This is a genomic window from Treponema sp. Marseille-Q3903, assembly GCF_014334335.1.
Taxonomy (GTDB): domain Bacteria; phylum Spirochaetota; class Spirochaetia; order Treponematales; family Treponemataceae; genus Treponema_D.
This window is the reverse complement of the sequence record NZ_JACSEU010000001.1, coordinates 428,705-450,448: the sequence shown is the minus strand read 5'-3', so window position 1 is coordinate 450,448 and position 21,744 is coordinate 428,705. Positions and strand designations below refer to the sequence as shown.

The 21,744-nt window shown below is 38.7% G+C and carries 23 protein-coding genes; 12 read left to right on the top strand and 11 right to left on the bottom strand.

The genetic code is table 11. From position 1 onward, the window contains the following. Window positions 1–53: 53 nt before the first annotated feature. The 3 genes from H9I37_RS02045 to H9I37_RS02035 form a co-directional block, all read right to left on the bottom strand. Entirely contained in the window at window positions 54–1,250 is a 1,197-nt protein-coding gene (locus H9I37_RS02045; protein WP_187380830.1) for a hypothetical protein, read from the bottom strand. Then, a complete protein-coding gene (locus H9I37_RS02040) occupies window positions 1,234–1,383 on the bottom strand; it encodes a hypothetical protein (protein ID WP_187380829.1) in 150 nt (49 codons plus the stop codon). The genes H9I37_RS02045 and H9I37_RS02040 overlap by 17 nt, the downstream gene beginning before the upstream one ends. A 199-nt stretch (window positions 1,384–1,582) precedes the next feature. Continuing rightward, complete coding sequence (locus H9I37_RS02035; RefSeq protein ID WP_187380828.1) at window positions 1,583–2,812, bottom strand: dicarboxylate/amino acid:cation symporter; 1,230 nt, start codon at window positions 2,810–2,812, stop codon at window positions 1,583–1,585. A 57-nt stretch (window positions 2,813–2,869) separates the two neighbouring features. On the opposite strand from H9I37_RS02035, the gene H9I37_RS02030 reads away from it, so the two are divergent. Continuing rightward, entirely contained in the window at window positions 2,870–3,595 is a 726-nt protein-coding gene (locus H9I37_RS02030) for a hypothetical protein (protein WP_187380827.1), read from the top strand. 25 nt (window positions 3,596–3,620) lie between these two features. Further along, window positions 3,621–4,295 (top strand): MgtC/SapB family protein, encoded by a 675-nt coding sequence (locus H9I37_RS02025; RefSeq protein WP_187380826.1) that lies wholly within the window; start codon window positions 3,621–3,623, stop codon window positions 4,293–4,295. A 53-nt stretch (window positions 4,296–4,348) separates the two neighbouring features. On the opposite strand, the gene H9I37_RS02020 is transcribed toward H9I37_RS02025, so the two are convergent. Then, window positions 4,349–4,663, bottom strand: coding sequence for an isoamylase early set domain-containing protein (locus H9I37_RS02020; protein ID WP_187380825.1), 315 nt, complete (start codon window positions 4,661–4,663; stop codon window positions 4,349–4,351). 204 nt (window positions 4,664–4,867) lie between these two features. On the opposite strand from H9I37_RS02020, the gene metK reads away from it, so the two are divergent. From metK to H9I37_RS01995, 5 genes are read left to right on the top strand one after another with little or no spacing between them, the layout of a single operon-like run. Then, window positions 4,868–6,079 (top strand): methionine adenosyltransferase, encoded by a 1,212-nt coding sequence (gene metK, locus H9I37_RS02015; protein ID WP_187380824.1) that lies wholly within the window; start codon window positions 4,868–4,870, stop codon window positions 6,077–6,079. Then, entirely contained in the window at window positions 6,079–6,714 is a 636-nt protein-coding gene (nth, locus tag H9I37_RS02010) for an endonuclease III (RefSeq protein WP_187380823.1), read from the top strand. Before metK ends, nth begins: the two co-directional genes overlap by 1 nt. Window positions 6,715–6,716: 2 nt before the next feature. After that, complete coding sequence (locus H9I37_RS02005; RefSeq protein ID WP_187380822.1) at window positions 6,717–7,589, top strand: mechanosensitive ion channel family protein; 873 nt, start codon at window positions 6,717–6,719, stop codon at window positions 7,587–7,589. A gap of 3 nt (window positions 7,590–7,592) precedes the next feature. Next, on the top strand, window positions 7,593–8,762 hold the full coding sequence (locus H9I37_RS02000; protein ID WP_255422458.1) for an HD domain-containing protein: 1,170 nt from the start codon (window positions 7,593–7,595) through the stop codon (window positions 8,760–8,762). Between the two features lie 18 nt (window positions 8,763–8,780). Continuing rightward, window positions 8,781–9,077 (top strand): YhbY family RNA-binding protein, encoded by a 297-nt coding sequence (locus tag H9I37_RS01995; RefSeq protein WP_187380821.1) that lies wholly within the window; start codon window positions 8,781–8,783, stop codon window positions 9,075–9,077. Here the strand turns inward: H9I37_RS01995 and H9I37_RS01990 are convergent. The 3 genes from H9I37_RS01990 to H9I37_RS01980 all read right to left on the bottom strand — a co-directional run bounded on the left by H9I37_RS01990 (window position 9,074) and on the right by H9I37_RS01980 (window position 12,096). After that, window positions 9,074–9,910, bottom strand: a complete 837-nt coding sequence (locus tag H9I37_RS01990) for a hypothetical protein (RefSeq protein WP_187380820.1) — start codon at window positions 9,908–9,910, stop codon at window positions 9,074–9,076. The two genes, H9I37_RS01995 and H9I37_RS01990, sit on opposite strands and share 4 nt — an antisense overlap. Window positions 9,911–9,948: 38 nt before the next feature. Continuing rightward, on the bottom strand, window positions 9,949–10,632 hold the full coding sequence (pyrE, locus tag H9I37_RS01985) for an orotate phosphoribosyltransferase (protein ID WP_187380819.1): 684 nt from the start codon (window positions 10,630–10,632) through the stop codon (window positions 9,949–9,951). Between the two features lie 66 nt (window positions 10,633–10,698). Then, window positions 10,699–12,096 (bottom strand): sodium-dependent transporter, encoded by a 1,398-nt coding sequence (locus H9I37_RS01980; protein WP_187380818.1) that lies wholly within the window; start codon window positions 12,094–12,096, stop codon window positions 10,699–10,701. Between the two features lie 149 nt (window positions 12,097–12,245). Between H9I37_RS01980 and rsmI the strand changes: the two genes are divergently transcribed. From rsmI to H9I37_RS01960, 4 genes are all read left to right on the top strand, one after another. Beyond that, window positions 12,246–12,953, top strand: a complete 708-nt coding sequence (gene rsmI / locus H9I37_RS01975; protein WP_187380817.1) for a 16S rRNA (cytidine(1402)-2'-O)-methyltransferase — start codon at window positions 12,246–12,248, stop codon at window positions 12,951–12,953. 21 nt (window positions 12,954–12,974) lie between these two features. After that, on the top strand, window positions 12,975–13,262 hold the full coding sequence (locus tag H9I37_RS01970; protein ID WP_255422457.1) for a flagellar biosynthesis anti-sigma factor FlgM: 288 nt from the start codon (window positions 12,975–12,977) through the stop codon (window positions 13,260–13,262). A gap of 93 nt (window positions 13,263–13,355) precedes the next feature. Next, window positions 13,356–14,504, top strand: a complete 1,149-nt coding sequence (locus tag H9I37_RS01965) for an iron-containing alcohol dehydrogenase (protein ID WP_187380816.1) — start codon at window positions 13,356–13,358, stop codon at window positions 14,502–14,504. 6 nt (window positions 14,505–14,510) lie between these two features. Further along, the gene (locus H9I37_RS01960; protein WP_187380815.1) at window positions 14,511–15,335 is read left to right on the top strand and encodes a TrmH family RNA methyltransferase; all 825 of its coding nucleotides are present in this window, start codon (window positions 14,511–14,513) and stop codon (window positions 15,333–15,335) included. Here H9I37_RS01960 and H9I37_RS01955 read toward each other — a convergent pair. Further along, window positions 15,298–16,815, bottom strand: coding sequence for a hypothetical protein (locus H9I37_RS01955; RefSeq protein WP_187380814.1), 1,518 nt, complete (start codon window positions 16,813–16,815; stop codon window positions 15,298–15,300). The genes H9I37_RS01960 and H9I37_RS01955 overlap by 38 nt on opposite strands. Before the next feature lie 156 nt (window positions 16,816–16,971). Between H9I37_RS01955 and H9I37_RS01950 the strand changes: the two genes are divergently transcribed. Then, window positions 16,972–18,135, top strand: a complete 1,164-nt coding sequence (locus H9I37_RS01950) for a diacylglycerol/lipid kinase family protein (RefSeq protein WP_187380813.1) — start codon at window positions 16,972–16,974, stop codon at window positions 18,133–18,135. Here the strand turns inward: H9I37_RS01950 and H9I37_RS01945 are convergent. The 3 genes from H9I37_RS01945 to H9I37_RS01935 all read right to left on the bottom strand — a co-directional run bounded on the left by H9I37_RS01945 (window position 18,110) and on the right by H9I37_RS01935 (window position 21,743). Further along, window positions 18,110–19,558: a TrkH family potassium uptake protein gene (locus tag H9I37_RS01945; RefSeq protein WP_187380812.1), complete on the bottom strand. Its 1,449-nt coding sequence runs from the start codon at window positions 19,556–19,558 to the stop codon at window positions 18,110–18,112. The genes H9I37_RS01950 and H9I37_RS01945 overlap by 26 nt on opposite strands. 17 nt (window positions 19,559–19,575) lie before the next feature. Then, window positions 19,576–21,021 (bottom strand): NAD-binding protein, encoded by a 1,446-nt coding sequence (locus H9I37_RS01940; RefSeq protein ID WP_187380811.1) that lies wholly within the window; start codon window positions 21,019–21,021, stop codon window positions 19,576–19,578. A gap of 107 nt (window positions 21,022–21,128) precedes the next feature. Next, window positions 21,129–21,743 (bottom strand): ECF transporter S component, encoded by a 615-nt coding sequence (locus H9I37_RS01935; protein ID WP_187380810.1) that lies wholly within the window; start codon window positions 21,741–21,743, stop codon window positions 21,129–21,131. Window position 21,744: the final 1 nt, after the last annotated feature.

The following is a 21,744-nucleotide window of genomic DNA, read 5'->3' as shown; positions in this document are numbered from 1 at the left end:
AAAATCAAAACGTATACAATGCATTTAGCTTTACAAGATAGTCCTCACATAAATTATGGAAAACTACAGGTATTTTTACTTATTTTTTTTAGGTATGTCCTTAAATCCGTGCAAAAAGATTTACCTCTTTTTTCATCAAGCTCAAAAGCGGCAATCAATGGGTCAGAGATAGGACCTGAATAGCAAGACGCTGCAAGAAATCTCACATCGTCAGACTGTTTATCATAGCTTGGAGCAAAAGCCGAAGCTAATGCAAGCTTTGTTGCATCCGAAATATCGTTTAAAACTTCTATTTCAGAAAGGGCAGCAACAGCATCCAAAGCAATCTTTTTTTCTGATGTACAAAAAACTTGAATTACAGGAGCTATTATTCCGTGTTTTACTTTTGTATCAAGAACTTGCATCCTGTCCATAGAAAATTCCTGCCCCAAATCAGCATCAAGCATTCTATAATCCGACAGTGAAACAAAAGCTATTGCAAATCTTGAATCCAAAGTGTAATTTTTAAATTCATGTGGCATTACCCCAAGCCACGCCGAATGAAGATATCCGTTTCTCTCAAAGTCTAATATTATATCAAAAGCATCTTTTACGGTTTTGTCCGATGATATTTTAGTTTTTAATAAATCATCAATGCCTTTGTAATTTTTAAGCGCATTTACAAAGTTTACATAAGCATCGCTTCCAAAAACACCTTCTGTGACAGCTCCAACAAAAGCCAAAAGTCTAGAATCGCTTCCACCCGGCACAAAAAGAGGAATTTCTACATAAGGTTTTACATCCTCAAGGTATGACTGAAATTCCGTAAAGCTCGTTGCGTATTGGATATGAGCGTCACGCCTTGCCTTTTCGTAATAAAAAATGCCGTAATGGTCAAGCAAAATAGGGCATGCATTTTTTTTGTCGTTTAAAAAGTTTTCAGGCACGGTTTGTAAAATATAGCCCGGAATCTCTTTCGCAAACTCTGAAATTTCACTTGCTGCCTGCCCATTGTATGCAAAAATCAAGTCTGCTTTTTTTGAAGCATTTTTCAATGAGGCAATGTCGCCTTTAAAAGCATTAAAAACCGGTTTTCGCTTTGCAATTTGTGAAAGTTGCGTTGTAAAAGCGCTTTTGACAGGTTCTTGAATATCTACAAACAATACGGAAAGCTTTGTCTTTTTGTTCCAAACAACAAGACAAAACACAAGACAGAGAACAACTGCTATAAGTCCAAAAAAAATTGCAAGCTTTTTAATTTTCATCATCATATAAAGGAGCTTGTATCCTTGCAATTGCGATAAATCCTGCTATACAAGAAAATAAAAACAAATTGAGAAAAGTAAAAAAAATACCGAAATCGTAAAAAAGTTTTAGATTCGGAACTAAAGGAATATTTTTCATATATGCCTCCGTTGCTAGAAACTCTCATATCCGCTAACGAAAACACTTTTTAAATAGTATTATCTTTTATTTTTCGGCACTTTATTAACTTTTCTTTAAAAATATCTCGCCATCAAAATATAACATCTGGGTTACAACTTTGCAAGTGGGTACAATTAGGGTGTTATCCTTAAAAAATCACGGCGAAAATTAAACACGCTTAAATGAAATGTTTAATTGTGTGATGTTCGACCATTTTCGTTTTTACGGCGACTATGTAACTGCCAAACATCGCTGTAACGGTGTCTAACAAAGTCGCAAAGGAGCCCATTATAAGCGAGGCCGGTTGCAAAAGCAGGTAACTTGTTTCAAAACCCCGAGCATATTCATTGCACAGAATTGTCAAAAGAATAAAAGCTCCCCCTGTCGGAATTCCGCCAAAAATGAACGACAGCCCAAATGAAAGCGCAAATATCCACAAGACATCAAAAAAAGAAATACCAAGGCTTGAATACGATCTCCATATCAGTATAAATGAAACAGCAGAAACAAGAGCAGAGCCGCCACGTGCAAAGTTTGCAAACAACGGATAAGTAAAACCTCGGCTACGTCGCCTGATTCCAAGACTTTCACGGCAGTGTCTGTTTGCCAATGGAAGCGCAAGATTCGCATCTCCGCTGAAAAATGAAAGAACCATCGGGGCAATGCTCGCGTACAAAACTTTATAAGGATGCGGATCGTGGCACACAAAGTGTAAAATCAATGGATAAATAACTCCGACCACAATTAAAAAGTCAACAAAAAGCAGTAAAATCATCGGTGTGTATATTCCCATCTCTATGATTCCACGGAACTGAACTGCCCAGAAGCACACTATCGCAATGCAGAATACAGACATTATCTCTGTGAAAAATGTTGCAATGTTATAAAAAAGTTTTGATGCCGAATCGGCGAGCGCAAAAATCGGTTTAAACATAATTTCTTCCGATGCGCTTTCCCACCCAATCAAAAATGCAGCGACAAGACTGACTAAAAGAAAAGAACCGTCCAGCAATGCCGCAAAACCCGAATATGGAAACAACGAAAGAATCAACTGTTTTACGTTTATTCCTTTAATTTCCGCAGCAACATCTACAGTGATTGGGATTCTCGGAAGTTTTACGATTAAAATCGAAATCAATCCGACAAATGTCAAAATCAGCGTTGAAGCGACGATTATCAAAAAAGTCAGCGATGTTGTCTTTAGCAACAATTTAGACGTTCTCAATTTATTTACAGATTCGATTGCTGTTGTAAAAATCAGCGGAATCACGATATATCGGCCGGTTCTTATAAACAATTCCGACAAAAAAGACATCACGCTTACAAATCCTGCATTTCCTGAAGGAAAGATAAAAGCTACTAATATGCCAATAAATGCGCCAAGTAAATATTTAATCCATACTTTCATAAGCGTCGATTATAACATACTGTGGTATGTAATTCCATAGTGTGTTATAATTGCACTATGGCTAATACTTTGATTATCGGTAAAGAGTTCCCTGACTGCCTAGAATTTGCACAAGCTATCGCCGGTTTCGGTCGTAAAGTTTTTGGAGTTTCAAAATCGCAAGCTGAAGACGCAAAAGTCGATTTTGAAAACATTTTTTCCACAACATGGAATAAATCGTCTGCCGTTTCTGCCCACACTTTAATTATTCAAGCAGAAAACAGACTTGAACACATTGACGAAGTGCTTTTTTATTTTGATGCGAACAACTTTTGCACAAAATACAATTCAGACAAAACAGAAGAAATTTCTGTCGGCGTAGACAATATGATGACATCATTTTTCTATTTTACAAACGAGCTTTTAAAGCGTATTGAACAGCGCAAAGAAAAAATATGCGTCTGCTTTCTTGTAAAAGAATACCCTTCAAAATATGAAATTATCTCTTCAAAGACAGCCGGAATTGTGCCTGCAAGCACAATTGTCAGCTCTGCGCAGTCATCCTTCAAAACTCTTGCAGAAAATTTTTCTACAAATGTTGTTGGCAGAGATTACCTTTCTGTGATTCTTGCAAAATGCGGTCATGACAATGAACTTTACAAAAGCGATGATGCAGTTGCAAACTGGATTGCAAGCAGTTTTGACACGCTTCACAATTTAAAAAATCCTCAAACAGCAAAACATTCAGGAACGTGGAACAAGGTCGGTTCTAAAATTCAGACCGGATTCTCATTGTTCAGATGATATCATATATTTTTAGAGCTTATTTATGGATTTGAATTTGTTTTTAGATTACACCTGTCGCTTTGCAGCGAGTTTTGTATGCGGATTTTTAATAGGTTTGGAACGAAAATCACGGCAACACATAGTCGGAATTAGGACTCTTGTCTTAATCAGCACGTCTTCTACATTGCTTTCAATTTTGTCTGTATATATGGCAGAGCACGGAATTGTTACAGGAGACCCGACTAGAATTGCAGCGGGAGTCGTAACCGGAATAGGTTTTTTAGGTGGTGGTGCAATTCTACGGCAAGGATTGAATATTCGTGGACTTACAACCGCAACAATCATGTTCACCGCCTGTGCGCTGGGTCTTGCGTGCGGAGCTGGGCTTTATATTCCAGTTGCAATAACAATGCTTATTATCATTGTCGTTTTGTACGCCTTGAGTCGGCTCGAACGCCGAATATTTCCTGCTGCAAAAACAAAAAAACTGAATCTGAGGTTGGAAGGCACCGACTTTAATCAGGCTAAGCTTAAAGAAATTATGGCAAATAACGGTCTGATCGTGAACGACATAAACATTGAATATACAGCAAAGGAAAACCAAACAAAACTATCTTTTACGGTAAAAACACCTGACGATTTGGACACATTAAAACTGTCTTTGGAGCTTTATGAAATAGAAAAACTTATCAATTTTTCGCTGAACGATATGATGTGATGTGAATGAAGTGATTTATGTTTTAATAATTTTTCTTTCAGTCGCAGGTAAAACTAGCGTTTTGTTACAACGACAGAATTATCAGCGTTGCTGAACGGAGCCGGAATGTATTTGTCTGCTTTCCAGTCGTTTTCCCAACGGCAGCCGTCTAACAAATATCTAAATTGAAATTCGCGATCCGTCTGTAATTCCAACGTCACAGAAAAACTTCCGTCTTTCGCTTTTTTGAGAGGCGTATCTGTGCTGCTCCAACTGTTGAAATCTCCTGCGAGATTGATTGTTTTTGCACCTAAAGCTGCTTCCGGGGTAACTGAAAAAGTAACTTTACACAAATCCTTACCTTTTATGAATTCTTTTTTTAATGCCATTGAAAAACTCCTGTGCCATATAGCACCGCTTTTGAATTACTCCAATTTTTCTATATAATAAAATATTGAATTTTTATTTTTTATGCAATATAGTAAAGCGAGTAAAAAAATCAATAAATGACTCTATCCGTCGATTTATCCAAATTGCTGAACGGAGTCCGCCCGGTAGGGTTGGAAAAATCATGCTAAACAGGAGGCTCACGTATGAGTGCTGTATTAACAAAATCAAAACATTATCTATTTACTTCAGAATCTGTAGGCGAAGGTCACCCTGACAAACTTTGCGATCAAATTTCCGATGCCGTGCTCGACCGCGTGCTTGAACTTGACCCGAATGCACACGTCGCATGCGAAACTTTCGCTACAACAAACTTTGTCGTCATCGGCGGCGAAATAGGCTTTCAAAATCCGGATCCGAAACTCCCAAATATCATCAAAAACGAAGTCGAAGAAATTGCTCGCCGTGTTGCAAAAGATATCGGTTATGATTCGGAAGAAGTCGGGCTCGACTATAAAACTTTCGAGTTTATGAATAGACTTCATTCTCAATCTCCCGATATAAATCAGGGAGTTGTTGGAACAGGTCTTGAAGAATATGAAGGACAGCAGGGCGCAGGCGATCAAGGAATGATGTTCGGGTTTGCATGCAATGAAACACCTGTTCTCATGCCGGCTCCTGTTTACTATGCACATCAACTTTTGATTAAAGCAGGAGAGCTTCGCAAAAGCGGTAAAATTGCGTGGTTGCGTCCGGACGCTAAATCACAAGTTACAATCGAATACGACGGCTTCAAACCTAAACACATAGACACAGTTGTCCTTTCGCATCAGCACAATCCTGAAATTCCTTACGACAAAATCAAAGAGACTATCATAAATGAAATTATAAAACCTGTTCTCGAACCGACAGGACTCCTTGATTCAAAAACAAAGTTCTACATAAACCCGACAGGACGCTTTGTAACCGGTGGCCCTGACGGAGATGCAGGTCTTACAGGTCGCAAAATCATTGTCGATACATACGGCGGTATGGGAAGACACGGCGGCGGTGCTTTTTCTGGAAAAGATCCTTCTAAAGTAGACCGCTCTGCCGCTTACATGGCTCGTTACATTGCAAAAAATATCGTTGCAGCAGGACTTTCCGACAGGGCGGAAGTTGAATTGGCTTATGCTATCGGAGTTCCTTACCCTGTCTCAATCATGGTAGAAACATTTGGAACCGAAAAGTACGACGTTGAAAAAATTGAAAAAGCAGTTGAAAAAGTATTCGACTGCACACCAGCTGGAATCGCGAAGACGCTTGACTTAAAACGCCCTATTTACAGCAAAACTGCAAGATATGGACATTTCGGCCGCGAAGGATTCCCTTGGGAACAGACAGACAAGATTGAAGCTCTTAAGGCAGCGATAAACTGATGGTGTTGTTATCCGATTCCGAAACAGAGGAGGTTTTCTCTCGCTGGCAGGCAGCTAACCCTTCACCTTTGCCGGAATTGGATTTTTTTAATGCTTACACACTTTTGGTCGCTGTCGTACTTTCTGCACAAGCGACAGATAAATCTGTAAACAAATACACAAAACCTCTGTTTGAGATTGCAGATACTCCACAAAAAATGGTGGAAATGGGGCAAGATAAACTGATTTCATACATCAAATCGATAGGGCTATATAAAAATAAAGCTGCACACATCATCGGGCTATCAAAAAAACTTATCTCTGATTTTGATGGGATCGTCCCTGATGACCGCGAAAAACTGATGAGCTTACCTGGAGTCGGGAGAAAAACCGCAAATGTAGTTCTCAACGTTTACTTTCATAAACCTACAATGCCTGTCGATACACACATCTTGCGCGTTGCCCCAAAGATTGGTTTAGCAGAGGGCACAACTCCCGAGTCGGTGGAAAAAAGCCTTGTCTCGAGAATTCCCGAAAAATATATGCTCAATGCACATCACTGGATTTTGCTGCACGGGCGCTATGTCTGCACAGCAAGAAATCCAAAGTGTGAAGACTGTATAATAAAAGACATTTGCAAACATAATGGAGATTGATTATGGAATACATCACAGACGCTGTAGGAACAGCTGCAAACGAAACTATCGGAAAGCACATTACAGAATTTATAAATTGGTTCAAAGAACTTATTTCGTGGGAAAATCTTTTTAAGGCAGTCGGAGCTTTTTTTGTAATTTTACTCATGTGGATTGTTTACAAACTGATTGTTCATTCGCTAAAAAAGATATCTCCAAAAAAACTTCCTGAAGCTCGTGTAGCGGCAGTTATACGCGGAATAAAATATTTTTTTTACGTCGTAGTTGTTCTGTATATTTTAAGCACTTTTGGGGTAAACCTCAAAGCAATTTGGGGAGCAGCAGGAATTGCCGGAGTTGCGATAGGTTTTGCTGCACAAACTTCTATGAGTAACCTTATAAGTGGGCTTTTTGTTTTAACAGAAGGCGCTATTCACATCGGAGATGTCATCATAATCGACGGAGTGACGGGGATTGTAGACGAAGTAAAACTTTTGTCTGTCAGAATGCATACTTTTGATAACCAGATGGTTCGCATCCCAAATTCGACTATAATCAACAACAACCTTACAAACAACTCTTACCACAAAGCACGCCGAATAACTATTTCTGTTTCCATAGATTACTCAACAGATATGAACAAAGCTCTCGAAGTTCTATCTAAGGCACCTTCTCTTTGCCCGACAGTCCTTACAAATCCGGCCCCAACAGTTTGGTTCGACGGTTTTAATGATAGTGGAATAAACATGACTGTAGCGGCGTGGTTTAAGCCCTCTGACTTTTTAAAAACAAAAAACGATCTGTTTGTTTCCATCAAAAAAGTCTTCGACGATAATGGTATCGAAATTCCATTCAACCAGCTTGATGTTAAAATTAAAAACAACGACAACGACTAACAAATGGAAAAGACAAATTACTTTGCGCCGTACAACTTTGAAAAAATGATGACGATGTGGCCTTGTTCACATGAACGCTCATTCAATTTAGAAAAATACTATAAAATTTTATGTCCGGAATTGCAAAGTTCAAATAATCAAGAGCGCCCTGACTTTCTTCAAAAATATTTGGAGTTGCCGTCTTTAAAGCGTCTTAAAGGAGTTGGGCTTTTGTGCGGCTCTGACTGGACTGCGCTTTTTCACAACAGATTTTTTTATTCGCGTTTTGACCACAGCGTAGGAGTCGCTCTCATCACATGGCATTTTACTCACGACAAAGCCCAATCAATTTCAGGATTGTTTCACGATATTTCTACTCCGACTTTTAGCCACGTTTCAGATTTTCGTAAAGGAGATGCGCTTACGCAGACATCAACAGAAGCACAAACATCTTACATTCTAAAAAATGATTCAAAACTCGCAGAGCTGCTCATTCAGGACTGTTTGACTGTTGAACAGATTGAAGACTACCACAAATATCCCATTGCCGACAATGAAATCCCAAGTCTTAGCGCAGACAGGCTCGAATATATGTTTCCATCAGGGATGGCACTTGAAGGCAGCTGGACTTTAGATGAAGTCGAAAGATGCTACAATGACATTTGCATTTTGACAAACGAATATGGCGTTGAAGAACTCTCTTTTCGCACGCTCGAAACTGCTGAAAATTACTGTAGGAAATTTTGCATGACCGGGCATATCTTACAATTAAATGAAGACAAGCTGACCCTTCATCTGCTCGGAGAAATCATGAATCGGGCAGTTGAGTTAAATATTCTTTCAGAAAATGATTTTATGATTTTGAGCGAAAAGGAGATAATTCAAAAAATTGAAGATAATGGGAAACTTTCAATTTCCGATGAGACAGAAATGCAAGCCCGCATTCATTTTTTCCGCCTTTATCGCACTTTTCGCGAAATGACAAAAATTGAACACACCGACTTTCCTCTTCCGGAAAAAGAATATTTTTGCGTAAACCTTAAAGTAAAACAAAGATATATAAATCCTCTTGTAAAATGCTCAGATGGCAATCGCGGATGCAGACTCTACGACATTTCATCTTCCGCACGCAAAATCATAGACGATTTTAAAACTTTTACAGACACTCCTTACGGTTGCGTGAAACTCCTTTAATCACTAAAATATGACGTTATGGAATTAAACAGCAAACAACGAAAAGACCTTGAAAAATATGCTCATAATTTACAGCCTGTTGTTATTGTAGGCGGAGCCGGAGTCACTGACGGCGTTATAAAAATGGTAGACAATTCTTTAACATCACACGAACTTATAAAAATTAAGTTCAACGAATACAAAGACGAAAAAAAACAGCTTACAGACGACATCTGTAATAAGTGCGACGCAACTCTCGTTCGAATAATCGGGAATATAGCAATAATTTACAGACAGGCAGAAAAAATAGAAGACAGAAAATTTAAATTAAGCTAAACATCTTTTGCGAACGCCCATCTCACTACCGCTAGGGCATATTTCATCTGATTTTCTGGAATAAAAACATAATATTTGCGCTCACCGGAAGTCAAAAGCATCACGCTGTCGGAAACAGAAGAGATAGCGGTAAGTCCTTTTAGAGGAAATTCTCCTCCATCGTCCTCAGTAAAAATTACAATGCGCTGATTGGTGACTACAAAATCACCTTTTTCTTTTATGTTGTTTGTTTCAGTCGCAAAATAGATTTTTTCACCGGCATTTAATCTAAGCCGTAAAAAATGCACCATCGGCATTTTCGCATATTCTGAAAGCGGCAATTTATATTGATTTGTATCGACGTATGGATTTTCATAGACGCCATTTTCTGAACTGCCCCGAAACTTCTTGATTATTAAAATCATGATGAACATTATGATAAACGCTATGATGTAATAAATCGGCGAGACTTTGCCTCTTTTTTCTTTTTTGATTTTATGTGGCATTTTCAATTCTTTTTGATTGCTCGCTTTTTTTTCATCGGATTTATGATCTTCCAAACTATTGCCATCTTCTTTGACGACATTTTTAGATGAAGTCTTAGTTTGGAATGCCGTGTACCCGGAATTTGAGCCAAACGAAAGAGAGATTCCGGTTGTGTTATATGACGGTTCAAGATTTAAAATTAAAAAAACTAAAACTGCATACAGAATTGAAAATGTACATGCAAGAATTGCTTTAAGTTTTTTATTCCATCTTGTCATATACAGCATGAGTGCAATTCCAACAGGGATTAAAATTATTGTACAAAAGGAGGCTACAGTGATGGCTGAAAAAATTTTGCTTCTCTGCATTCAAACTTTTCTCCAAGCATTTTTCATTATTGTCAGTATTAGCAACCCCATTGTCTATAATAATCATCTATCTTGATTTTTATTTCCTCAGTGATGATTTTTTTATCACCATCTGTGTACAGCGCATCAACGACATCTTTCATTGTAACAATTGCCCGAGCCGAAAATCCGTATTTATCTGTAATTGTCTCAAGAGCTGATTTTGAGGAGTCAGGAGCGCGTTCAAGACGATTGAGGCTGACAATTTCCCCGACAATTTTAATTCCGTTTGGAGACGTTTCCTGTGCCTTGATTTTTGGATAAACTTCTTCTATCGATTTTCCTGAAGTTGTAACGTCTTCAATTATGATTATGCGATCTCCGTCTTTTATGTTGTACCCAAGTATAGCACCTTTATCAGCGCCGTGATCTTTAGTTTCTTTACGGTCGCAGCAATATTTTACTTCTTTTCCAAAAAGTTCAAAATAAGCGATTGCCGTCGTCACTGCAAGAGGGATACCTTTGTACGCAGGTCCGAATAAAACATCAAAATCATCTCCAAAGTTGTCGTGGATTGCGTGAGCGTAATAGCGACCAAGTCGTGCAAGCTGGCTGCCTGTGACATAAGCACCTGCGTTCATAAAAAAAGGAGACTTTCGTCCGCTTTTCAAAGTGAACTCTCCAAATTTTAGAACACGTGATTCAACCATAAAATCAATGAATTCTTTTTTATAATGTTCCATAAACACCATCTTATTGGAATTATTAAAATTATGAAAGTCTGATAGCTTTATATAAAATGTCTAACTCTATTTTCCAAAAATATCAAAGTAGCCTGCGATAAATACTGTCAAAATTATGAGAGGCGCAATGTAACGAAGATAAAATCTGAATATTTTATTTTTAGGGAATTTAAATCCATCACCGGCATCAGCTTCTTCAATAAATTTGTCCCAACCCCAGCCGCTTTTCCATGTGCAAAATAAAAGGAAAATAAGAGAGCCGAGCGGCAAAAGATTTTGACTTACAATAAAGTCTTCCATAGCATCGATTGAAGCGATGTGCCGACCAAAATGAACTCCAGCCCAAATATTCATTCCAAGTGCGGCAGGTACGGATAAAATAAAAATTGCAAAAAAGTTTATTACTACAGACTTTGTCCGAGACCATCGGAACTTGTCCATCGGGAATGCAACTATATTTTCAAAAACAGCAATCACTGTTGAAAGAGCTGCAAAACTCATGAATAAGAAAAACAAGGAGCCTGATATCCGGCCTGCGACAGCCCCCATCGCATTAAAGACATTTGGCAATGAAACAAATACAAGTCCTGCGCCCGAACCGGCATCGACATTGAACGCTGCACAAGCCGGAAAAATAATCAGTCCGGAAAATATTGCAACAAATGTATCAAGCCCAATCACACGAAGCGATTCCCCTGTCAGAGAATAATCTTTCCCAATATATGAACCGAATATTTCCATTGCTCCAATTCCAAGACTCAGAGTAAAGAACGCTTGCCCCATAGCGGCGTAAATTGTATCCCATAACCCTTTTTCACCGCTTAAAAGATTTTTAAAGTTCGGTTTAAGATAAAATTCGTATCCTTTGGCAGAACCAGGAAGGAAAATCACGTATACAGCAAGCCCTATCATGATTAAAAAAAGAGCGCTCATCATAATCTTTGTAATGCGTTCAACACCTTTCTGCAATCCTAAGAAACATACTGAAAATCCAAGAAAAATAACAATTCCCATCCAGATTATAAGAGTTTTTGGGTTTCCGACAGTTTCGCTGAACACATTTCCAATTTGGTCAGGAGTGAGCCCAGTGAATTTTCCGCTGAGAGTTGCAAAAAAATATTTTAGGAACCACCCTGTCACAACAGTATAGAACATCATCAAAAGATAGTTGCCTGCAACTGCAAAGATTCCATATATGTGCCATTTTGTACCTGCCGGCTCAAGCCTTTTAAATGCTGCAGACATACTTTTTCTTGATGCACGCCCGACTGCAAACTCACAAACCATCACGGGCAATCCCAAAATTATCAGAAAAACAAGATAAATCAAAACAAAAACTGCACCGCCGTACTTTCCTGTGATGTATGGAAACCTCCAGACATTCCCAAGTCCGATTGCACACCCTGCTGACAAAAATAAAAAACCTATGCGACTTCCTAAAGTCTCCCGATTCTGTTCGCTCACTTAAATGCTCCTGCATTGAAACTTTTTTTTACAAATACGTTTAATAAAAATTGGGCTTCATTCTAGCTTAAATTTCTAATCGTAGCAATAAAATACTGCGTGGAGATTAAATGCTTGCAAGCAAGTTTATTCTGTTCTATAATATTTTTGTGGCAAAACTTTACGTTGTTGGAACTCCGATCGGGAATCTTGGCGACATTACTTACAGAGCAATAGAAACGCTCAAAAATGTTGATTTTATTGCAGCTGAAGACACTCGCCATACTTTGCAGCTTCTTAATCATTTTGAAATTAAAAAGCCGCTTGTTTCCTGCCGAGCTCAAAACGAACGTTTTGTCGGAGAAAAAATAGTCAAACTGCTAGAAGAAAACCACGATGTCGCTTACGTAAGCGATGCAGGTACTCCAGGAATTTCAGATCCGGGAGCTGTCCTTGTAGATATCGTTCGTCAGGCAGGATTTGACATTGTTCCAATTCCGGGTCCGGCAGCATTTGCAACTTTGGCAAGTGTGTCGGGAACAGGCGGAAAGACGCTTATTTTTGAAGGGTTTCTTTCTCCAAAATCTGGTAAACGGCGAGCGCGTCTCAAAGAGATTCTTGAAACAGGTGACGCCGCAGTAATTTACGAAAGTCCGTTTAGAATTACTAAACTTCTTGCGGATATTGCCGATATTGATAGTAACCGCCGCATAGTTGTAGGACGGGAACTTACAAAACTGCATGAAGAAATAACGAGCGGAACAGCATCTGAATTGCACGCTGATTATTCTTCAAGACAATCTATAAAAGGAGAGTTTGCGGTTTTTGTTTCAGGCATAAAAAAGTTTAAGATTTCTGAAAAATCTACCGATAATTAAAAGGTAGAGAGGTAGAACGTTATGATGATAAATAGTGTAAACAATGTTACTCAGGTAAACAATGTTCAAAATCTCCGCAAAACTGAAAATTCGGCTAAAGTAGAACGAAATGAAGATTCAATCACTTTATCTGCTGAAGCTAAAGAGATGGCGGAAGTTTATTACATGGAGAAAGTTGCGAAAGAAACTCCTGATGTAAGAACTGAAAAAGTAGCTGAAGTTATTGAAAAACTCAAAGATCCGAATTATTTAAATGATGCCGTACTCAATTCGGCAGCAGATAAATTTTTGTCTGCACTTGGTATATAATTAGTCGTATCGATAAACTAAAAAAAAGGCGGGATTCTTGAATTCCGCCTTTTTTTATCAACATAGAGTGACTAGAGCAGGGAGATTATAAAATTGTCAGACTTTATTTTCAGAATAAACCCGTACATTGTGCTTGGTTCTTACTCAATAAGCAGAATCGGCTCGCAAGTTCTAGAATGGGGAACGAGATTCATGGTAATTATAGACCCGTTTCTAAACGAAGCAAAACTTGCAAAACAGATTATGGAATCTCTCAACGACAGAAAAGTTGAAGGCTTTCTCTTTGCAGACATTGCAGAAGGTCCTACTTCTAAAAACATCGAACGAGCGTTAGACCTTGCAAGAGACAGCCACGTGCACGGAATCATTGCGATTGGCGGAGAAAAAGCTATTCAAACAGGACGTGCGGTTGCCGCTTTTTTCAACGAAATTCACAACTTTTATAATTTTATAGACGGTGCGCTGCCAAACACAACTCCAATTCCTTGTATATGCGTTCCTACGACTTATCGTACAATTTATACATTTACATCAGAAATCCCAATCATAGATTCACGAAGTAATCAGTTGAAATTCTTAAAAGTTCAAAAATCAGTATGCAAACTCATCCTTATTGACCCAAATTTGATGCTTTCTCTGACTGCAAATCAAAAAGCAACTCTTTCGCTTGAACTGATAGGTATAGCAATTGAAGCATATCTTTCACAAAAAGCGAGTTTTTTTAGCGATATGCTCGTTGAAAAAGGTCTTGAGCTTCTATCTTACGCTCTCGACGGTTCTCCATCGTTAGACATCACAACGCCGGAAGAAGTTTTGTTGACTCAAGCGGGTTGCATGCTGTCTCTCGCTGCTGCATCTTCATCTCCGGGTCTTACGACTCTCCTTTCGCTGAGCATATATTCGCGCTACAAAAAAGGAAAATCGCTTATATCTTCTATTCTTATTCCTTATGAAATTGACGATGCAGTTAAATTCAAACTTGCTAAAATTGAAAAACTTTCACACATTATACGAGCATGCCCTAATGATGTAACGGGAGAAACTGCAGGTCGCGCTTTGAGCGATTATGTCAGGCAAAAAATTGCAAAAGAACGCCTCCCAACACGCTTAAAAGATCTTGATCTCACGATTGAGCAACTTTCTCTGCCTGTAGAAGATATAAAAGAAATCAACTTAATCAACAATCTTCCTCGAAGTATGACAACAGATGATTTATTCGATTTTATAAAATTGGCTTATTAAAAAAATATGATAGAACCCGGAAAATTATTTCAGCTCGAAGGCGGACAAAAACGGCGTAAACTTGCACTTACGTTCGGGGCTCTTGAACGCGATATTCAAGGGATTGCAGAAAAGGGAACAGAATATTCATTTACTAATATCCTGCGTCCGGAATACATCAGGCAGCTTGTTGGAATTTTATTAAAAGATCCAAAACTTCCTGAGAGCGCCGGTATTGAATTGCAAAGACTTTTGTCTAAAGAACCGCTCGACGAACTGCGCATCTGCAATTTTGCCAGAAATAACCTTCTTTCAATCATCGGAACTTTTCCTGCCGAATGGGATCTTGTGATCGCCCCTCATGTTCCTCAAAAAGACGAGAACGGAGTTGTAAGACAAAGAGATTTTTATCCTGGCATGTGCATTTATGCAGAAGACATACGTTCTCCTTTCAACATCGGCTCTATTTTTAGGACGGCAGAAGCTATGGGTGCTGAAAAAATATTTATTTCGCAAAACTGCATCGATCCAAACCAACCTCGTGCAAAACGTTCGGGAATGGGCTGCATTGAAACTATGAAATGGGAAAGGGCCAGCTTGGATAATCTGCCAGAAACGCTCCCTATCTTTGCGCTTGAAACAGGCGGCACAGACATAAACGAGTTCAAGTTTCCAAAAAAAGGGATATGCATAATCGGTTCTGAAGAACTGGGGGTAAGCCCCGACGCACTATCTAAAGCTACTTACGGACGAGTTACAATTCCTATGAAAGGATTAAAAGCCAGCTTAAACGTCGGGGTCGCATTTGGAATTCTTATACAAAAATGGGTTGATTCTTTAACACTTCTTTAAATTGGCAAATTATCGATGAAAACTGTTTTTCAGTTTCGATACTAAAATCACGAAGAATATTTTTTTCAATTTGATAAAAATCTATCTCTTGTTCATCAAAATATTGCATCATCTCAGCAAGGTGAAGGATTTCTACAATCGGAACATATTTTTTTTGCGTCACCGCAATGCTGTTCCAGCCAAAAAGTTGTTTGCAAATTGCAGTTGGGAATCCGAACTTTTTTGTGAACACAAGATTTAAATAGTTGCGTGCGTTACCATGTCGGAAAATATCGATAATCTGATCCGAAAGACCTTCAAACTGTTTGCTCAATTCCGTGATGTTTTCTATCTGTTCCTCGCTTGCAGTTGCAACAAGAGCTGGACCGATGCTGTTAAACAGCCCAAGCAGATAAAAATATTCTTCATCGACATTTATTCCATCGATGTTGAGAGGTATATCATATCTGTTTTTTAAAAGATTATATGCATAGAACGCCGTACAGTGCGCATGTTCCCAAATCCGTTCAAGTTCCACCGTTTTATCTACAAATTTGCAGGAAGGATTTTTATATGAATAAACAAACCTGAGTTCATCATCGGAAAGAAGCTCTATAACTTTTGGCAAATTAAAACACTTTTTGTCTTTTTTTAAAGATAATGTAAATAAGAGCATTGAAAGGGTTATATCTGTACGAACAAAACGAAGCAGAGCATTGCGGTTGATTTTTTCTTCAGAAACAATCTTTTTTGCCACTTCAAAATTTTCTTTTATAACCGGCAGTTGCTCTTGCATATAGATAAATTCATAAGACAGTATTTCAACGCCGGCGAAAATCTGGTCGCTGCAAGGGAGAATGATACGAGTGACAGTTTCTTTTTCAGTGCAGAAAACTTGATAGTTATCCTTTGAGAGCCCAACTTTGTGGAGCATCAAAATTATTATGATGATTCCAAGCCCTGCGCCTTCAGACTGATCGATTACGTTAGCAAGCACTTCTTCCATGTTGTCGTATTTTTGTGCGCTGTCGAGTTTCTTTTGGATCCGTTCTTCTTCAAAAACTGTCAATGTGCAGTTATTTTTTATTTCGATATAGATTTTATCTGTTTCAATGCGAAGTATCAGCTTTATATAAAGACCAGCTTTTCTTTGAAGCTCCAGATAGTGCGCAATATTTGTAACAGTCTCCTCTTTGAATGATACCATTCCTTTTTCGTACTCATCTGGGTTGTTTATATCAAGCCCTAGTTCCTGAAAATATATACGCTTGGTGTTTGCCTTTTTAGAATTTGCAAGCAACTCTCTTACACAAAATTCAATGTACTCTTTAAGATATTCTTGGTGGCATTCTTCCAAGAACATATCTATGACGCCACTGATGTATGCTTCCATATTCTTGGGGAGAGTGTAAGATGTGATTTCAATCGGCATCTGAAGGCGAATGGAATTTCTGATTTTTTCTCTATCGCATTCCAAATGCTCATCGAGTTCGTTACCCATGTAAAGTAGTTTATATCATTTATGTTACTTTGAAAAGTATCATAATTAAAACTGTCAAAATCTTGAGATGCTATAAAGTTATTGTAAAGTTAACAATGTTGTCTGCTTGTGGAATTTGCAAAAAAGCCGATAACCATTTATAGTGAAATATATATTATGAATAGACTGACACCACAAGACATTGAAAAATGTATATCAACTTTAATTTCGAGAAATAAATTATGGGCTGGCAAAAATGTTCAGATTTATTTTATTGCAAACATCACAGCCGGTTGTTTTACAAACAAAAAAAAATCAAAGTATTATAAAATCCTTTTTAATAAAACTGAAGCAGATTCTCTTAAATCACCGGCATGCACTTCATCTGTAATTACAAAAATATTCAATACGGAATACACAGGTCATGCAAAAGACCTTGCAGATGCCGTAGTCACAGAGCTGATTGCAACATTCCGCCCCGAAACAGAATGTGTGCTCGTCACTGCAGGCGGAGACGGAACATCTCTTGAAGTTCAAACTGCATTATATCTTGCAGCCCAAAGAGAACCGAGAAAAAAAGAGATGATCATGAATCACATAACGCTGCTTCGACTTCCGCTCGGAACCGGGAATGATGGAACGGACGGTCACAGCATTGAAGAGACATTTGAAATCCTTAGGAATGCAGTAACTTTTACAAACGCGCGAGCTTTAAAAATCTACACGAAAGGCAAACACACTGAAGATGATATAAAACGGCTTGGAAAAGATCATGCAAAATACAATACGATAAAAACTCCTTCTCCGTGGTATTGCTTTAATATAGTGAGCATGGGATTAGACGCTTATGTAGTTTACATGACAAACACCGTAAAACGAAAATTTCCGGGAAATTTTTATCATCTGTGCGTTCCTCTGAGCGGGCTTGTCTACAACAAAGATTTTCCAATGGGAACAGCTACAGTTGAATTTTTTGATGAAAACGATTCTAAAGTTGGCGAGCTGACAGAACCGATAACGCTGATAGCTGTCGGAGCTTCCGGAAACAGAGTTTACGGAGGCGGTCACAAAGTTTTGCCGAATGAAAACAATGTCTGCATTGCACCTAAAATCACACTTGCTCGGCTGATAAGAGACAATCACCAATTTGTAGACGGTTCGTTTGTCGGAACCGATTTGGCGAGCCTTCACTCTGCTGAAAAAATCAGAATTAATTACGACAAAGCAATTCTCGTGCAAGCAGATGGAGAAGTTGTTATGTTGTGCAAGGAAGATTTTCCTCTTGTCGTAGAAAAAACTGCCCCTTGTATAAGAATTATTTCTTCCAGAACGCAGGCATAAAGAAAATCATTATTGTGTAAAGTTCAAGACGACCCGCTAACATAGCAAAACAATACCAGTATTTTAACAAGTCAGGCAAAAATCCAAAATTCGAAGTTGGACCGAGCAACCCAAAAGCAGGCCCTACGTTGCCGACCATTGTAAGCGCTCCTGTAAATGCAGTCCACAAATCCAGATTTGCGACACAACCTGCAAATGTCGTAATCATCAAAAGTACAAAATAAACTGACATAAACGCTACAACGCTAAAAACAATATCTTTTCTTCCTGTGCGGCCGTTCAACCTTATCGCAAAAACTCCTCGAGGGTGAATCATAAGGCTAGTCTCATTTTTAATCTGTTTTCCAACTATAACCCAACGGATTACTTTAATACCGCCGGCAGTTGAACCGGAACAACCACCTATAAAATACGTCAACAAAAGCCAGAATTGTGCCGCCGCCGGCCATTTTATAAAATCGGCTGTCGCAAAACCTGTTGTTGTAAGCAGAGAAACTACTTGAAATGATGAATAGCGCAGGCTTTTTCCGATTCCGCCGTAATATGATTTTAAAGAAATTGTCACTGCCGCTATAAAAACAACGACAATTGCGATGTATGCTTTGAGTTCAGAGTTGCTTGATATATCTCTGAATTTGCGTGAAACTACGTAAAAATAAAGGCTGAAGTTGACCCCGGAAAGGAACATAAAAATCGTGCAGATTATTTCGATAGAGGCAGAATTATACGCTCCAACAGAAGCGTTCCTTGTAGAAAATCCGCCTGTACCGAGAGTTGCAAATGAATGCGCAAGTGCATCTACAAAATCCATCCCTGCGATTTTCAAAGCAAGTGTCTGTACAAGTGTCAGCCCTACATAAAGCCCCCAAAGAATTTTAGCAGTTGTTGTGATTCGGGCGGTGACTTTTCCTTTTTCAGGACCTGTAGTTTCTGCTTTTATCAGCTGGAATCCGCCGACTCCAAGCAAAGGCATAAGAGCAACGGTAAGAGTTACAATTCCCATTCCTCCAATCCAATGAGTAAGACAGCGCCACATATTGATTGAGCGCGGCAAACTTTCAACTTCCGACAAAACAGTTGAACCTGTAGTTGTAATTCCGCTGATGCTCTCAAAAAGTGCATCAGCAAAAGAATTAAAACATCCGCTGAAATACAGAGGAACAGTACCCATCAAACTTGAAACAACCCACGAAAGTGCGACAATAAGATATGTCTGGCGAGTGTTCATAGAAAACTTCATTTTGCGAGTTGGAAGATTTACTGCAAGCCCTAAAATAAAGCTCACAATCATCGGAATTATAAACACAAGATAAACTGATGATTCACCGTACGCAAATGCAACTGCAAGCGGAATCGCAAAAGAAGCTCCGACAATTGAAAGCAAAATTGTAACGATTTTAAAAAATGTAATAGTAAAAGACATCGTCTCACCTGTTTTGATTAAATGCTTGTAAAATCTGAAATGATTTTTTTGCTGTCTTCTGAATTTGTAATTAAAACAACGTGGTCACCGGCAGCAAATTTTGTACTTCCGTTTACAATATTATATTGCTCAACTCCGGCTTTTCGTGCCATGAGAACGAGGAATGTGCCGGGATTAGAGATTTCTTTTAATTCTTTTCCGTTTGTTTTTGAATCGGGAGATATTTCACATTCGACAATTTCGAGCTGTCCATTAGTAACGGTGTGAATCTCTTTTACAGATTTTCCGCGAAGATGACTCATGATTGAATCTACAACTACATCTCGGAGCGGAACAGGAACGTCTATACCTAGTCGTGTAGAAATTTCTGCAAATGCAGAGCTTCCTACAAGGCTGATAGTCTGTTTTACGCCGAGCGATTCCAGATAAGCTGCAAGAACCATATTCAACTCATGATTGTGAGTTGTACAAATTGCAAGATCAAAATCAGTTATTCCCTCTTCCCTGAGAAAAGTTTCATCTGTTGCGTCTGCTCGAAGAATGCGAGCGTTTGCAAATTTCTCTGATGCTTCTTTTGCATTCTCATCTTTGCTGTCAATTATTACAAAATCGAAAGAACGTTTTGTTTTTATATTCGTAAAAAACTGTTTAATTCCTCCAGCTTTTTGAGCTCCCATTCCCATAAGTTTTTCTGCGACAATTGTTCCAATTCTTCCGGCACCAATCATCACAACTTTGTTGAGAGTGTTTTGCTCTGCTCCACACAATGCAAGTACTTCTCCAATTTGCTCCTTTGAAATAAGCACCCCTATTGTTGAGCCTGCCTTAAGCTGTGTTTCACCGGAAGGAAGCATTGTCTCACCATCTCGTTCAATATACGCAACGATAAATTTTACGTCTGTTTTTGTGTGTATCTCTTTGAGGATAACGCCGTCCAGTGTGCTGCCTTCTTCAATTGTAATCCGCGCAATTTCGAGGTCTGTATTATCGAAAGAAATTATATTACCGATTGCCCCGTTTTCTACAGCCTGAAAAATTGCATCAGCAGCTTCTACGTCCGGATGAATCATATAGTTGATTCCATAGAGAGGTCGATGTTTACCGGCAAAACTGTTCGGGTGTTTTTTTTCTGCTTTTGCAGTATTCACATAATATGCATAGTTTCGGACTCTGGCGATTTTTAAAATATCAGGGTAAACTGCGTCTACGAGAGAACATGTGATCATGTTCACTTCATCGGAAGCGCTTACACAAATCAATGCATCGGCTTTTGCAATTCCAACTTCTTCAAGTGTGTCGAGGTTATTTCCATCTGCACACATTACTGTGCAGTCAAGTTGATTCGAAACATGACGGATTATATCTTCATCGTTATCTATAACAGTGACTTGATTTTTTTCATTTATCAGCAATTTTGCGAGCTGAATTCCAGTGAATCCGGCTCCGACTATAACAATACGCATTCGTTGATTATACAATAATAAATAAAAAATTCAAATTTTTTGAGTTTTTTTATCAGAAAGATTTAAGAAGGACATCGTTGCAATAAAAGTGTGATTTTGCAAACATTTTATTCCTCCGACAATTTAGATTTCTTATTGCTTGCAATAAAAAATCCTGCAAATACAGAGGCACATACAACTGTTGACGCTAGTGATTCAAGAATTGCATTGAAAGATAGTGTACCTATCAACGCCCAGTAGCCGATACCTCCAAGAGCTTTTCTAACTGCGCCGCCTTCAAATATATAAAGGCAGCCGATTACCAGCAGAGTATGTGCGGCAGTTGCAATAAACCCCGTAACTGATGCAGAAACAGTTTTCGGCATGTGTGGGATAAGATTCAACAGTTTCCAGCACAGCCATGCGACAACCGCTAGAAGAAGGCGCGGCAAAACAGAGCAAAGAGGATTTATAAACAGAGGGTCTAATACGCCTGTAGGAGTCATCGCTGCCTGAATTAGAGACAATACACCAAAAGATAAGCCGACAAACAATCCTTCTGGAAGCCCTGCGAGCATACAGATAAGAATTACAGGAATCTGAAGAATTGTGATGCTTGCAGTTAGGCTCAAAGTGATAAACCCAAGTTTTGTGATTCCAAGTACAATTACAAGTGCGCTGAAAGCACCTGTCAAAGCCAACTTTCTGTTGCGGGTCAATGTTCTTTTTGTGTTTTCTACCATT

What these genes read in the sequence shown, in the direction of transcription:
- H9I37_RS02045 (WP_187380830.1), bottom strand. Translation starts at nt 1,250, where the DNA reads ATGATGATGAAAATTAAAAAGCTTGCAATTTTTTTTGGACTTATAGCA.
- H9I37_RS02040 (WP_187380829.1), bottom strand. Translation starts at nt 1,383, where the DNA reads ATGAAAAATATTCCTTTAGTTCCGAATCTAAAACTTTTTTACGATTTC.
- H9I37_RS02035 (WP_187380828.1), bottom strand. Translation starts at nt 2,812, where the DNA reads ATGAAAGTATGGATTAAATATTTACTTGGCGCATTTATTGGCATATTA.
- H9I37_RS02030 (WP_187380827.1), top strand. Translation starts at nt 2,870, where the DNA reads ATGGCTAATACTTTGATTATCGGTAAAGAGTTCCCTGACTGCCTAGAA.
- H9I37_RS02025 (WP_187380826.1), top strand. Translation starts at nt 3,621, where the DNA reads ATGGATTTGAATTTGTTTTTAGATTACACCTGTCGCTTTGCAGCGAGT.
- H9I37_RS02020 (WP_187380825.1), bottom strand. Translation starts at nt 4,663, where the DNA reads ATGGCATTAAAAAAAGAATTCATAAAAGGTAAGGATTTGTGTAAAGTT.
- metK (WP_187380824.1), top strand. Translation starts at nt 4,868, where the DNA reads ATGAGTGCTGTATTAACAAAATCAAAACATTATCTATTTACTTCAGAA.
- nth (WP_187380823.1), top strand. Translation starts at nt 6,079, where the DNA reads ATGGTGTTGTTATCCGATTCCGAAACAGAGGAGGTTTTCTCTCGCTGG.
- H9I37_RS02005 (WP_187380822.1), top strand. Translation starts at nt 6,717, where the DNA reads ATGGAATACATCACAGACGCTGTAGGAACAGCTGCAAACGAAACTATC.
- H9I37_RS02000 (WP_255422458.1), top strand. Translation starts at nt 7,593, where the DNA reads ATGGAAAAGACAAATTACTTTGCGCCGTACAACTTTGAAAAAATGATG.
- H9I37_RS01995 (WP_187380821.1), top strand. Translation starts at nt 8,781, where the DNA reads ATGGAATTAAACAGCAAACAACGAAAAGACCTTGAAAAATATGCTCAT.
- H9I37_RS01990 (WP_187380820.1), bottom strand. Translation starts at nt 9,910, where the DNA reads ATGCAGAGAAGCAAAATTTTTTCAGCCATCACTGTAGCCTCCTTTTGT.
- pyrE (WP_187380819.1), bottom strand. Translation starts at nt 10,632, where the DNA reads ATGGAACATTATAAAAAAGAATTCATTGATTTTATGGTTGAATCACGT.
- H9I37_RS01970 (WP_255422457.1), top strand. Translation starts at nt 12,975, where the DNA reads ATGATGATAAATAGTGTAAACAATGTTACTCAGGTAAACAATGTTCAA.
- H9I37_RS01960 (WP_187380815.1), top strand. Translation starts at nt 14,511, where the DNA reads ATGATAGAACCCGGAAAATTATTTCAGCTCGAAGGCGGACAAAAACGG.
- H9I37_RS01955 (WP_187380814.1), bottom strand. Translation starts at nt 16,815, where the DNA reads ATGGGTAACGAACTCGATGAGCATTTGGAATGCGATAGAGAAAAAATC.
- H9I37_RS01950 (WP_187380813.1), top strand. Translation starts at nt 16,972, where the DNA reads ATGAATAGACTGACACCACAAGACATTGAAAAATGTATATCAACTTTA.
- H9I37_RS01945 (WP_187380812.1), bottom strand. Translation starts at nt 19,558, where the DNA reads ATGTCTTTTACTATTACATTTTTTAAAATCGTTACAATTTTGCTTTCA.
- H9I37_RS01940 (WP_187380811.1), bottom strand. Translation starts at nt 21,021, where the DNA reads ATGCGTATTGTTATAGTCGGAGCCGGATTCACTGGAATTCAGCTCGCA.
- H9I37_RS01935 (WP_187380810.1), bottom strand. Translation starts at nt 21,743, where the DNA reads ATGGTAGAAAACACAAAAAGAACATTGACCCGCAACAGAAAGTTGGCT.